This window comes from Chryseobacterium sp. 2987 (genome assembly GCF_031456375.1).
Classification (GTDB): domain Bacteria; phylum Bacteroidota; class Bacteroidia; order Flavobacteriales; family Weeksellaceae; genus Chryseobacterium; species Chryseobacterium vaccae.
The window spans coordinates 417490-431185 of the sequence record NZ_JAVDUN010000003.1 but is presented as its reverse complement, the minus strand read 5'-3'; the positions used below and the strand labels follow the sequence as shown (position 1 = coordinate 431185).

Genomic DNA, 13696 nt, shown 5'->3' with positions numbered 1-13696 from the left:
CATCAATAAGTATTTTTGCCGAATGTTTTCAGTGAATCATCAAAAATTTATGAAAATGGACGAACTTTCCCTACAGAAGGTTCCTTACTTTTTCATGATCGACTTCCTTTCGGAAAATATAGAGATATATACAGAGTCTGAAATAGAAAAATCAGGCTTACTAATTGATTTTCAAACATTTTCAAACACAAAAAGGAAACCTAAACTTAACAAAAATATTGAATGGAAATCCTTTCCCGAAACATTAGAAAGTTTTAAAATAGGATTTGATAAAGTTCAGAAAAATATACGCCTTGGAAACTCTTACCTTGTAAATTATACTAGAAAAACTGAAATTCAAACGAATTTAAGCCTTGAAGAAATTTTTTATCATTCAAATGCGAAATACAAAGTTTTTTATAAAGATTTTTTTGTATTTTTTTCTCCTGAAACTTTTGTAAAAATTATAGACGGCAAAATTCTGACCTACCCGATGAAAGGTACTATTGACGCATCAATAGATAATGCCGCTGAAGTATTGAAGAACGATAAAAAGGAAAAAGCAGAGCACTATACGGTAGTGGATCTCCTCAGAAATGACCTCAGCATGGTAGCAGATGATGTAAAAGTGGATCAGTTCCAGCATATCGACCTCATCAAAACCTGGCAGAAAGACCTGTACGCCATGAGCTCTGAAATATCAGGAACAATAAAACCTGAATTTGAAGGAAAAACAGGAAGTATGATGAAAAAATTGCTTCCCGCAGGTTCCATACTGGGTGCGCCCAAGCCAAAAACGCTGGAAATTATTCTGGACGCTGAAGGTTATGACAGAGGATATTATACAGGAGTCTGCGGCTGGTTCGATGGTAAAAACCTTGACAGCTGCGTTATGATCCGTTTTATTGAGAAAGAAGAAGATCGTCTGTATTTCAAAAGCGGAGGCGGCATCACCCATATGAGCAGATTAGAAGACGAGTATCAGGAAATGAAAAACAAAATCTATGTCCCAATTCATTGAAAGCATTAAAGTAGAAGATCAGGAAATCTTTTTACTGGAATTACATCAGAAACGTGTTAACCAGACCTTCACTCATTTCGGGAAAGAAGGCTCTATTGATCTGGCCAAAATCTTTAAAAACCTTCAGCATGATGAAGACGGACTTTTCAAGCTCCGGATTTCTTATGATCTGGATAAAAGGGTCAGAACACAGATGATTCCTTATGCTATTCCTGAGATCCATGATTTTCAACTGGTTGAAAATAACAGCTTTGACTATTCCTTCAAATTTGAAGACCGGAAAGAATTAGATAAAATGAAAATGAAGTCTAAGGCAGAGGAAATCATTATTGTTAAAAACAACCATATTACTGATACTTCCTTCTCCAATATTCTCTTTCTTAAAGGTAAAGACTGGTTTACACCATCCTCATACCTTCTGAACGGAGTACAGAGACAAAATCTTCTGAAGCAGAAAAAAATAAAGGAAACAGAAATCACCCTGCAGAATATCAAGCAGTTTTCCCATTTTCAGCTGATCAACGCCATGAATGACTTTGATGATATGTTTATTTATCCGATAAGCAGAATTACCAACCTGCCTGGAAATGAAGAATATCTGGACCTTTAATTTCCTTTCATAAACTCGAAATACGCTTTCTGAACATCTGCACTGTTCTTTCCATAGGTATTTACTTCGAGGATTTTCGGTTGCGTATCAGGCTTGAAGAAATTCTCAAGAACCCTGTCGAGTGTAGGTTCATCCTCTACTTTAATATAGGAGAAACCGAAATGCTTCGCCAGATGTTCTGCATGCTTCCGGTGCTTTGTGGCAATAAACTCATCTAAAGTATTGGGATTGGCATTGCCCGGTCCCGGAATGATCTTAAAGATATTTCCTTCCCCGTTATTGAAAATAATAATTCTCACAAACGGTGGAATGTATTGATTCCACAACCCATTGATGTCATAGAAAAAGCTAAGATCGCCTGTAATTAAAAGGGTTGGATTAGCATTTTTAATGGCAAATCCCATTGCTGTAGACGTACATCCATCAATACCGCTTGTTCCTCTGTTGCAGTATATTTTTCTCTTTCCAAAATCGAACAGCTGAGCGTAACGGATTGCCGAAGAGTTGCTGAAATGGACATTATAATTTTCCGGGATGGTCTGTGATGCTTTATTAAAGAAATAAAAATCAGAGAAATCAACCTTATTCAGAAACTGCTGATGTCTGGTATCTTTTTTATCCCTTAAAACATCCCATAGGTTGAAATAAGGTCTCGGTTCAAGATTGATGAAATTTAGAAGCTTTGAAAAGAAAACTTCCGGTTTTACTTCAATTTTCTCCGTTAGGGAGAAATAGGTATCCGGCTGCCATACTTCATCCAGATGCCAGTGCTGTTTCGGGCGGGCTTTTCTTAAAAACTGTTTTACTTTTTTAGAAACTACATTCTGTCCTACCGTAATCAGAAGATCCGGAGCATACGTTTTATAATCTTCTTCCGTGAAATTAAAGATATAGCGGTCTATATGTCTGAAAAACTTTTCATGATAAAGATTGGAATTCGCTTCGCTTAAAACCACTACCGAATGATTTTTAACCAACTGTGTAAGCTGATTTTCAAGCTCAGGGCTATAATCCCTCGTCCCGACCAGAAGCATGATCCTTTGGGAGGTATGCCAGTCTGCAACAAGATTGGATGGAATCTCATAGTCTTTATGCTTGATGGTTTTTTCCACTGTAGGAAAAGCCGGAAGCTCAGAAACCAGTTCATATAAAGGTTCTTCTAAAGGAATATTGATATGTACGGGACCCTGCTTTTCAAAACAAAGCTCAATTGCTTTTTTAATGAGATCAAAATTAACATCTTCTGCCCCGTCTTTGCTGTCTTCCAAAAGCTGGAAATCACCGTAAGAATGCTGATGAAAAATATCCCTCTGTCTGATCGTCTGCCCGTCAAAGATATCAACAAAATCAGTCGGTCTGTCAGCACTCAGGATTAAAAGCGGAATATTCTGATAAAAAGCTTCGGTAACAGCCGGATAATAATTAGCCACAGCAGAACCACTGGTACAGGTAATTGCCACCGGTTTCTTCTCACTTTTTGCCATACCCATTCCAACAAAAGCCGCACTTCTTTCATCTACAATGCTGTAACAGTTGAAAGCATCAATCTCTGAAAAATGAATCGCCAAAGGAGCATTTCTTGATCCAGGAGAGATCACAACGTCCGAAATTCCGTACTGCTGAAGAAGATGGGCAAGTATCTGAATACTTCTCTTAGAAGAATATTTTTTCATACAGCAAATTTAAATGATAAATAATGATTTTAAAATCATTTGAATTAAAAAAAATGTAATTTTGCTATTCGTAAATTTCTAAAAATGGATAAAATACCTAGTGTAGACCTGCGTGATTTCCTTTCGGACAACCCGGAACGCAAACAGAAATTTGTAAATGAAATCGGAAAAGCTTATGAAGAAATTGGTTTTGTAGCCTTAAAAGGCCATTTTCTTGATGACAAACTAGTAGATGATTTATATGGAGAGGTAAAAAACTTTTTTGACCAACCAACGGAAACAAAACAGAAGTATGAAATTCCGGGAATTGGTGGCCAGAGAGGGTATGTAGGATTCGGTAAAGAAACTGCAAAAGGTTTCAAAAAAGGAGACTTAAAAGAGTTTTGGCACTTTGGACAGTATGTGTCTGATGATTCAAAATACAAAGCTGAGTATCCTGACAACGTAATCGTTGAAGAACTTCCAAGATTCAACGAGGTAGGTAAAGAAGCTTACCAGATGCTTGAAAAAACAGGCCAGTACGTACTGAGAGCATTGGCACTTCACCTTGGTCTGGATGAGTTTTACTTTGACGATAAGATCGCTGAAGGAAATTCTATTTTAAGACCTATCCATTATCCGCCAATCACAGAAGAACCGGATGATGCTGTAAGAGCAGCAGCACACGGAGACATCAACCTTATCACACTCCTAATGGGTGCTCAGGGTAAAGGACTTCAGGTTCAGAACCACAACGGGGAATGGATTGACGCCATCGCAGAACCGGATGAATTGATGATCAATGTTGGTGATATGCTTTCAAGACATACCAACAACAAACTGAAATCAACAATTCACAGAGTGGTAAACCCACCTAGAGAATTATGGGGAACTTCAAGATTCTCTATTCCCTTCTTCATGCACCCAATCAGTGCTATGTCTTTAAATGCCCTTGAAAACTGTGTGGATGAAAATAATCCAAAGTTATACGAGGACACAACAGCAGGAGAATTTCTGCATGAAAGACTGATAGAATTAGGTCTGATCAAAAAATAAATAATACAAAAAGTCAATAGCTGATCGTTAGTCGGTTTTCATAACCGCTGGTCAGTTATTGACTTTTATACTTCCTTTCTACAAGGTTCCTCTTAGCAGACTCCATCTGCGGTCAAGTTCTTTTTTTTCCAACAATTTTCACCCGGAAAACGTTTCAGAGAATTCTTCAACAGTACAAGAGAAGCAATTTCTGCCTAAAAATCAACCACTTACACTCAGTTATTCATCTAAAAAGGTAATAAATGACAGCGTAAAGCTTTATTACTATGATTTTTCAAACATTGATTAATTAAAAAGCTTTTTATTTAGCAAATGAAAAACATTTTTAATTATATTTACCATACTCTTAACTTTCAAATTAAAACAATATGAAAAATCTAAAAAAACTAAACAAAGGGCAGTTAAAAGGCATTTCTGGTGCTGGAATCACACGTCCTGAGCCAGACTTCTGCATGTATTACTGCAATGGCATGATTGTTTGTGCAACCTGCAGTGATGATTTTAAATGTCCTGAAGGAGATCCTACAATGTAAGACTCTGAAATATTGAAAATTATAACAGCCACCTTTTCTGTGAAACAGGTGGTTATTTTATTATACTGTAAAACCTCTCAGGCAACAGAAGAATAAAACATCAGTCAAACAACCTCAGCTGCTGATCTTTAGCTCCTGTAAAACCTGCTGTAGAAAGTTTAGGAAACGCTCCTCCATCAAAGAATTTTTTCCTTCCGATCTTAAACGTGTTATGAATCATTTCCGCAATATTACCCTCCCCTTTCTGCCTGTCAAAAAGTTTTTTCTCTCCTAATTTTCCACCACGCATAGAACGGATCAGGTTCAGCACTTTTTGCGCCCGGTCCGGGAAAGTTTTTTCGATCCACTGCACAAAAACAGGTTCAACAGTATCATTCAGCCTTACCAGGGTATAGCCGAAACTTTTAGCTCCTGCCTCCGAAATAGCTTTCAGAATTCCTAATGGCTCATCACTGTTCAGACCCGGAATAATGGGTGCTACCATAACATGCACAGGAATATGGTGTTCAGAAAGAATTTCAACTGCTTTCAGTTTATTCTGGGATGAGCTGGTTCTAGGCTCCATCTTTCGTCTGAGCTCTTCATTGATGGTGGGAATACTCAATGAGACAGAAACAAGATTTTGTTCTGCCAAAGGCTGTAGAATATCCAGATCTCTTAACACTAATGCATTTTTTGTCAGCACATTAACAGGGTGACGGTAATCAAGACACACCTTGAGTAATTTTCTTGTGATCTCAAATTGCCGTTCCGCAGGCTGGTAACAATCTGTATTTCCGGAAAGCAAAATTGGTGCAGGCTTATATCCTCTTTTCTGAAAAAATTTTTCAAGGAGTTCCGGAGCATTTTTCTTTACCATGATTTTTCTTTCAAAATCAATTCCGGCACTGTATCCCCAATATTCATGGGTTGGTCTTGCAAAACAATAAGAACAGCCATGCTCACATCCCTGATAAGGATTCATAGAATATTCCATCGGAAGGTCTTCACTTTTTACCTGATTGACGATTGTTTTTGGAAAAACTTCTGTGAAAGTTGTCTTCATTGTTTCGAAATCTTCATCCTCGGGCTCAAAAGTATACCTGTCGAAACGGTTGATTAAGTTTCGCTGAGCGCCTTGTCCTTTTATGAAATTTCCGTTCTGCATGATGGTGTAAAATTAGAATGGTTTTTTTATAAAATAATGAGTTTTAACACTAAAGTTATCCACAAAAAAATCCAGACCTTTCAAAAGTGCTGGATTTAAACATAAATTAAATATATTCTTTTACTACTTCACTGCGTAAAATTCTACCCCATGGTATTCATCCTCCTGGTTCTTTTCATCAAAATGTCTGTGATAATCCGAATAGGTATCACTATATTTTTTATCTTTTTTAGTCAATATTTTTTTAATTCCTATAAAACTTAATACTGCCAAAAGTCCAACTCCTCCTGCCAGTAGAACTCCAACTTCTTTTTTCATATTTTGTCCGATTTATTGATTTACCTATTGCAAAAAGTGTACCTATTCTTTTTTTTCAAATTATAAATTTTGTTAACATTAGACTTTATCATCATCAAAAATGTAATCTGTTTTTTTATTAAATTTAGCAAAATAATGGTTTAATTATTGCACTACCCTTAAAAAATATTATTATGGAAAATTCAGAGAACTTTGACAGAATGACCACTTTAAGCCAGGTTATGAAAACATTGTCAGAAAGAGGAATACACAGGGAATTCAGAATGAACGAAAACTGTGAAATGAAGTTTGAAAATTCTGACACTATATACAAACCTTCTGATCTGACCATTTTAAAAACATACCGTTTTGAAGGCGACAGCAACCCTGACGACAGTGCTGTTTTATATGTAGTAAGGGACTATGCCGGAAACCGCGGCATGATTATCGACTCTTATGGCGCTGACAGCAATTATCCCGGTGAAAAGTTTGATGAATTTCTAAGAGATATTCCGGTTCAGGAAAGTGAAGAATACAATTTCTAGATCTATTTTTGACCATTACGTTTAAGATCTTGTCCCGAGGCTATTCCGCTTCGGGATTTTCTTTTTTCTTGAACACATTTCGTAAAAATCCTTTCTTCTCCTTTTTTTCCTCCTGAGGTTTAGGTGTTTCCTTTTTTCCTTTTTGGATCTCCTGCTTAATTTCCTTTACCGATTCTTTCATTTCCTTTACAGAAGAAACCGCATTTTTTACAGTCTTTTCCGTTTTATCAACATTCTTCCCAATCAGGGTTTTCTTCAGGCCCTGTTCAACTCCTTTCCAGAAAAGATTAAAGAATGACTTTGTAGGATCACGCTCTACCCCTTCCACATCAACAGCCTCTGGAAATTTACCGGAATTGGATTTCAGGAAGAGATTCGCCACCGCAGTTAAAACTCCCTTTTTCTCGTGATTATGCTTATTTAAAACAGCTATTTTCAGATCTTGATGTTTCAGGTTGAATGTACCATGCAGCCCGGCAGGGTTCCCTTTAAAGCTGAAGAGCATTTCCTGGATCGTCCCTGAAGTTGCGGTCACATGAAGGTAAGGCCTGATAAACGGATTAATTCCACTGGCCGGAAGATTGGACGTTTTTCCTGAGATCGCAAACGCATCATTCTGATCTGCCACATCAAAATTCCAGTTCACAGAAAGAGGAGCCAGATTCATAAATGAACAATTGATCTTAATATCAACACGGGTCGGCTTTCCTTTTGTTTTTGCTGAATTCAGGTTTTTAACATTCATATTAAAATTGCTGAATGTCAGCTTTCCTGGTCCAGCACTTTCAGGAGTATCTTCTTCATACACCAACACCGAGTTTTTCAGATCCAGATTATGAACCAAAACCGGAATTTTAACAGACCTCAATAGCTTTGAATACAAAGGTTTTACTTTAGGATCGTCTTTTGGAATCTTACTTCTGAAGATATTGGCATCTGCAGTCTGAATCGTCACATTAGATGCATTGATTGATTTTTGATTCGAAAATAAATCCCAGTTTCCATCTGCGGTGATCTGGGATGCTTTCAGATCATACAGATCCCGCTCCACTGGAATCATTCTGATAAACTGAGTTCTCGAAACGAGAGGCTTCATGGCAAAATTATTGATCTGGACTTTATTTTTATTCAGCTTAAGAAGCCCGACGCTTAAGTTATAAAATTCTGTTCTGTAAGTGAAATTTCGGGTGGTCAAGAAATAGTCCTTCACCTTAAGATCCAGTCCTTGGTTATTAGGCTTTGGTGTAATTTCAACAGCATTGACAGTTGCATTCAAATCATGAAATGCCAGCGGTTGTTTCCCTTTATCATAAACAATACTGGAGTTTTTAAAAGATATTTTCTGAATTTTCACAGACCCAATCATCCCAGGCCCTGTTTTTTTCTCTGGCTTATTTTCTCCGGCTTTAACAGTACCGTTGACATTTTCAATGAGCACACTCTTAAGATCCAGATTTAACTTCCTGTTGACAAACTCAAATTTATCAATATTAAATGCCACAAGATTGGTTTTCATATCCATTGTTGTTTTCCCGGTCGCCGCAGTTCCCGGTTTCAGCAGAATATTTCTGAGCTCTCCTCCTTTGGGATTTAATGCAATACTTCCGACTGTAAAATCCTGATGATTGGAGTATTGTATATTTTTTCCTGAAAACAGAAAATCTTTATAGCCTACCGGAATCACTTCTGATGCTGTGACCTTGTCAAATTTCAGCTGATTGATATTTAAATTAAGACTTTGAGCATATAATAATCTGTTCCCATCAGGTTTATTGATTTGTACGGAAGCATTATTAAGCTTTACACCATCCAGGTTAACTTCGAAATCGAGCTTTTTTTCTGATTTTTTCGGCTGAACTCCGGTATTATGAACGACAAGAACGGGATTTTGAAAATCAGCATTGCTCAGGGATATTTTATTTTTCCTCAGCACCACATCTTTGAAATCCATTTTAGAAATAGAAAATTCGAATAGTCTGGTTTTCTGAGGATAATACTTTTTAAACTGGTCAAAAGGCAATAGCGGAATCAGTCTGAAATTCCCAACTGACATCTGCCCGTCTGTTGTGCTGATCGTACTGATGGTGATGGCATACACATTATCCGGGCGAAAGAAAAAACGTTCTCCACTGATATTATAACGATCAAAGACAACGGGTAATCTATCTTCTACCGACTCTTCTGTCATCTGAAGATTTTCAACAAACAGATCCAATTTCTGTACCGATAAAAACTTTTGTCTGGTATGCTTAAAAATATTGATCGTTCCGTTATTGATCCTGATGTTTTCGAATGAAACAGGGTTTCTTTTCTTACCAGTTTTCTTGTTGACAGGTTTAGCTAAACTGATATTCAGATTGGGATTGGCTAGCAGAAGGTCTGATGAGCTTATCTTTTTATTGAACAGAGCATCATAAATTCCGAAGCGGCTGATCTTTAAAGTATCAATTGTTCCCTGCAGCCCTATAACGTCAGTATTCTGCGGGTTTTTATTGTTGACGGTAATTCCTGATGCCAGAATATTTCCTGTTCCCAGGTCTATATCCAGTGTCTTATAAGAAACTTTATAATTGGTATTCTTTTTAATATAATCAGGAAGCTGAGTTTTAAGCCACATATTGAGACCGAAGTTGGCTACCAGAAGAATAACCAGCAGGACTCCGAAGCCCCAAAGAAGTCTTTTAACCCATTTTTTCATATTGTGATTTAGTTTTAACTACCTTAAATATAAGGAATTTAATTTTCCTGTAATTTAAATCCATAAAATAGTTTAACATCAATTAAAATTAACCTCAGTCCAGGATGGAAGTTCCTTATTTACATAGTTTTGAAGCTGAGAGCCGGAAGAGGGAGGCTATAGAGGTCATCAATAGTATGTTTTGATCTGTTTTCATCTCTTTTAAAATAATTTGATTTTACAGTGGCTTTCATTAGAAAAAACTAGAAGTAACCTCCATCTTCAATCCTTTAATCTTAGCTTCCTTAACCTGAACTCTAGTAAAATTAATAAAACAAAAGCAACCCACGAATGAGCTGCTTTTATAGATATACTAAAACTGAATCAATTATTTTTTAATCACTTTTTTTGAAATAATTTCTCCTTTATCATTTTTCAAAGTAACGATATATGCTCCCGAAAGCAATACTGAAGAGTCTATTAGATTTTCACCTTTCTTAATGCCTCCCTCTGATATAGTTCTTCCTTCCATATTGTATATGGAGTAGAATCCATTTTCTTTAGATATAATCTTAATGTTATCCATGATCAGAGTTGAGTAAATATTGGCAAAAGAATTTTGATCCTTTTTTACATCACTTACATTTAACACCGCATTAGGGTTATATCTATAAGTAAATGTTACAGGAGTTCCCAATTCATTATTAAAATCATCAACCATATAATATTTTATGACATAGTCAATAGGAAATGTCCCTGATCCGGTATCTGAATTCCACATTGTATATCCATTGGACACTTCTGAGTTCGCTCCTATGCTAATTGCAGGTTTTGAATTAGCAGGATAAACAGCATTTTTCGTGACGAAAGGCAGGCAGGTGCTTAGATAACAAAACTGAAAACTGCTTCCTGTAGCATTCACTATATCTGTAATTTTTATACGAATATTGATTGGAAATCCTGAGGTATTTTTGATCTTATAATGAAGATTTGCCGGCATTTCATTCACTGTATTATAAGTAATGATTTGTCCATTAGCAATTGGAGTTCCATCTTCTTTGGCTAAAGCAATCTGAGCTTTACTCTGGAAAGAAAAGAGTAAGCATAACAATATTGTAATATTAATTTTTTTCATAATCTTTATTAAACCGGGAAGATCCACGTAAGACCTCCCCGAATTTTTGAAATTGTTATTTAATAATTAATTTTTTAGTGATTGGTTCTGAACCTTTTTCTTTAACAGAAACGATATACGCACCTTTCACCCAATCCTGTACAGAAATTGAAGTATCCGGTTCTACTCCTGATTTTTCTAAAACAACCCTTCCGCTGGCATCAAAGATTTTCAAATCTACTTTTCCTTTCGTCTGTATTTTGATAAAATCTCTTGATGGATTAGGGTATATAACAAGATCATCAGCATCTGTTTTCTCATCATGAACACCAAGCGTACCAGTGATGGCAAAAGGTCCTGCAGCATTAACTATTTCTCCGGTTGTTGCATCTATCAGAAGCAATATGGCTTTCATTTTGCTAATATTATAGGCGGTCGGGATATTAGCTGTAAATGTATAGTTCACTGTTTGTCCGTCAGTAATAGTAGCGGGTATCGAACCTGCCTGCCCTGCATATCCTCCTAATAACATTCTACCCACATGATTATAAACCATATCTGCGGCAGGTACCGGATTAGGTTTATTTTCATATCCTCCCATAGGAGTTGTAGACCCTGCATAATAGTTAACCTGATTATATCCAGCTGCAGTTCCTTTCACATCGTTTTCTATTAATACTGCTGCAAACCTAAAGTTGGCATTTGTAAAGTTTGATCTGAATACTGCTGAAGCATTCAGCGTAAGGGCTTGTCCAGCCAAAGCAGTAGTTGCATTTAATGCTGCCGGAATTATTAAGGTTTTTCTTTCATTAATAAACGATGCAAAACTTACTGATACCCCCTCATTCAGTAAACTTCGGTCCACATTCATCCCTGGAAATCCACTAAAGTTCGCATTGGTATCATACTCATCCACTTGCATTGGATCTCCATTGTGTACAGCAATCCCTATAAAATCATTAGGAAAACTGTTTGTCGCATTCTCCATGGCAACCGCTCCTCTTGGACAATATCCGCACCATGTCCCTGTACCTTCTTCAATAACTACTTTTTTAGGTGAGTTTTGGCTTACAGTGGTAAACTTCGTTGCTAGTGTGTTATCTGCAGGCGAAGAATCCGAAGTTCCGTTCACCTGACTGATTGAAATATTGAGGTTTTTTTCTGTTACTGAAGCAAAATTTACAGCAACAGGATGGGTAATTGTCACTTCTTGTTCAAAACCCAGAGGGGATGCTAATGGTATGGTAGAAATATGATCCGCTATTCCATCATTCCAGTTAAGAGTAACGTTATTAATACTCTGTGCTCCATTATTCTTAACAGTTGCTTTAATAGAATAATCAGTATTTATAAGTCCGTAACGATTTAAAGAAACATTTTTAAGAGTAAAATCATTATTCGGAATAGTTTTTATCTGAACCTCATCTATCAGGAGATAATATTGATCGGTACAATCATAATGCCTAAAGGAAAGATATACCTGCTGCCCAATAAAAGAACTCAGATTAATAGATCTGTACTGAAGACCTCCAACAGCTACTGTTTCAGTATAAACAGGTGTGGAAGCAGTAATAGTCCCAGCTGCATTAGAAGCTGTAACATATATTGAATATTTATCTTCAGGATAACCGGCATGAGTTACCTGAGCATACGTTAAATAAACATTAGAAGCAGTAACAGTGCTCAAATCGATCAACGGCGATGTAATCAAATTATTGGGAGTAAGTGCCACATTATTTTGATAAGAATACGAAATCAACGACCCTGCTCCCAAGCTTGGGAATCCGTTTGAAGCATTTATAGTCGCCCATTGCTTTCCGTCTCCGTCCAGATCAGTACTTGTCCATCCGTTTAATCCTGTATTAAAATTCTGACTGTAATAAGTCTGTGATTGATGTATTCCAAACATGAGAATACACGCCATAAATAGAATCTTTTTCATTCAGTAGTTTTTTAGTTGTTAATATTTTTAATTCATTAGGTTTATAAAAATTCGTAATTATTTGTTGCTCCAATTTTTTCTTCTCTTACATTGAGCACTGCTCCGGCTCCATCTAATACTGCAACAATGATTTTAAGATGGTTACGGTTATAATCTGAGGAAATAGAGAATTGGAATGATCTTGCGTACTCACCAGACACCACTGTTTGTTCATCAGGAATATTTTCTCCCGCCACAGAAGAAGTCAGCTTATTCCGTAAAACATTGTGATGTACATAATCATAGATAGTAGGAGGACCTAAGGCTGGGATATAATTCTTTTGTTTACCCACAAGTTCATCTTCTACGATAAACGCTGCAATCTTAAGTCCTGTAAAATTTTGTGCAAATGAAACCCTGGTATCAATATTCAGTGTATTACCGGATATAGCAGAGCCTATTTTTATCCCTATTTTGCTGGAAGCCTTTAATTGAGATAATGGCAACGACATATCTGTATAATTTTCCATATCCTCCCACATTGTATTTCTATTGATAAACATTGTAGGCCAGCCCAGATCTGCTCCGGTAACATTTTTAAAAAGTTCAAGTTCTGTACTTATAGCATTAGACCAGGGATCTTGTCCGCTTGGCCCATGTACGCCAAGAAAAACAAATCCGTCATCAGTTTGCAGTGTGAGATTTTTAGCCCTTGCACCAGCACGGGTACAGTTCCCACACCACGTTCCTGTAAAGTCCTCGTACAGAATCCGATGTTTGAAGTTTATACCTTCATTAACAATTGCCGTTACAGAAATCGGATTTACCGGAAATGCTTTATATTTTGCAGAAACAGTATAAGTCCCTTTTTCTCCGGGAGTATAAAGATTACCGTTAATGAGCTTATCATTAACATAGATCTCGGTTTCCGCAGTAATATCATGATTGAGATTATCTTTTACTTTAAATGTAAAAGTTTTTCCTAATAATTTTTCATTACCTCCTTCAGAAGAAATAATCAGATAGGTAGCTGTAGCATCGCCCTCATCGCTCTGAGATCCGCTACAGGAAAGGATTAAGAAGAGTGAAAATATCACACAAAAAGGAAACAATAACTTTTTTTTCATAATCTTATTAAGTATTT

At 36.6% G+C, this 13696-nt stretch carries 12 protein-coding genes; 5 read left to right on the top strand and 7 right to left on the bottom strand.

The window, feature by feature from the left end; all coding sequences use genetic code 11:
• The first annotated feature begins 22 nt into the window (after positions 1-22).
• Both J2Y40_RS11575 and J2Y40_RS11570 read left to right on the top strand, forming a co-directional pair.
• Positions 23-1000 carry an aminodeoxychorismate synthase component I gene (locus tag J2Y40_RS11575; RefSeq protein WP_309999061.1) on the top strand — a complete coding sequence of 326 codons (978 nt, stop codon included), beginning with the start codon at positions 23-25 and terminating at the stop codon, positions 998-1000.
• Positions 984-1610 (top strand): aminotransferase class IV, encoded by a 627-nt coding sequence (locus J2Y40_RS11570; RefSeq protein ID WP_153396576.1) that lies wholly within the window; start codon positions 984-986, stop codon positions 1608-1610. Before J2Y40_RS11575 ends, J2Y40_RS11570 begins: the two co-directional genes overlap by 17 nt.
• Here the strand turns inward: J2Y40_RS11570 and menD are convergent.
• Positions 1607-3283 (bottom strand): 2-succinyl-5-enolpyruvyl-6-hydroxy-3-cyclohexene-1-carboxylic-acid synthase, encoded by a 1677-nt coding sequence (gene menD / locus J2Y40_RS11565; RefSeq protein ID WP_153396578.1) that lies wholly within the window; start codon positions 3281-3283, stop codon positions 1607-1609. The genes J2Y40_RS11570 and menD overlap by 4 nt on opposite strands.
• A gap of 84 nt (positions 3284-3367) precedes the next feature.
• Between menD and J2Y40_RS11560 the strand changes: the two genes are divergently transcribed.
• Positions 3368-4318 (top strand): isopenicillin N synthase family oxygenase, encoded by a 951-nt coding sequence (locus J2Y40_RS11560; protein ID WP_153396580.1) that lies wholly within the window; start codon positions 3368-3370, stop codon positions 4316-4318.
• Positions 4319-4686: 368 nt separating this feature from the next.
• Positions 4687-4851 (top strand): bacteriocin-like protein, encoded by a 165-nt coding sequence (locus J2Y40_RS11555; protein WP_185151983.1) that lies wholly within the window; start codon positions 4687-4689, stop codon positions 4849-4851.
• A 100-nt stretch (positions 4852-4951) separates the two neighbouring features.
• On the opposite strand, the gene J2Y40_RS11550 is transcribed toward J2Y40_RS11555, so the two are convergent.
• The gene (locus J2Y40_RS11550; RefSeq protein ID WP_153396582.1) at positions 4952-5998 is read right to left on the bottom strand and encodes a PA0069 family radical SAM protein; all 1047 of its coding nucleotides are present in this window, start codon (positions 5996-5998) and stop codon (positions 4952-4954) included.
• A 123-nt stretch (positions 5999-6121) separates the two neighbouring features.
• Positions 6122-6316 (bottom strand): hypothetical protein, encoded by a 195-nt coding sequence (locus J2Y40_RS11545; protein ID WP_153396584.1) that lies wholly within the window; start codon positions 6314-6316, stop codon positions 6122-6124.
• A gap of 173 nt (positions 6317-6489) precedes the next feature.
• Between J2Y40_RS11545 and J2Y40_RS11540 the strand changes: the two genes are divergently transcribed.
• Entirely contained in the window at positions 6490-6840 is a 351-nt protein-coding gene (locus tag J2Y40_RS11540; RefSeq protein ID WP_153396586.1) for a hypothetical protein, read from the top strand.
• A 40-nt stretch (positions 6841-6880) separates the two neighbouring features.
• Here the strand turns inward: J2Y40_RS11540 and J2Y40_RS11535 are convergent, their stop codons facing one another.
• The 4 genes from J2Y40_RS11535 to J2Y40_RS11520 all read right to left on the bottom strand — a co-directional run bounded on the left by J2Y40_RS11535 (position 6881) and on the right by J2Y40_RS11520 (position 13679).
• Positions 6881-9538 carry a hypothetical protein gene (locus tag J2Y40_RS11535; RefSeq protein WP_153396588.1) on the bottom strand — a complete coding sequence of 886 codons (2658 nt, stop codon included), beginning with the start codon at positions 9536-9538 and terminating at the stop codon, positions 6881-6883.
• A 367-nt stretch (positions 9539-9905) separates the two neighbouring features.
• Complete coding sequence (locus tag J2Y40_RS11530) at positions 9906-10652, bottom strand: T9SS type A sorting domain-containing protein (RefSeq protein ID WP_153396590.1); 747 nt, start codon at positions 10650-10652, stop codon at positions 9906-9908.
• 55 nt (positions 10653-10707) lie between these two features.
• Positions 10708-12573 (bottom strand): T9SS-dependent choice-of-anchor J family protein, encoded by a 1866-nt coding sequence (locus J2Y40_RS11525; protein ID WP_309999052.1) that lies wholly within the window; start codon positions 12571-12573, stop codon positions 10708-10710.
• A 41-nt stretch (positions 12574-12614) separates the two neighbouring features.
• Positions 12615-13679, bottom strand: coding sequence for an Omp28-related outer membrane protein (locus tag J2Y40_RS11520; RefSeq protein WP_309999049.1), 1065 nt, complete (start codon positions 13677-13679; stop codon positions 12615-12617).
• Between the last annotated feature and the right edge of the window lie 17 nt (positions 13680-13696).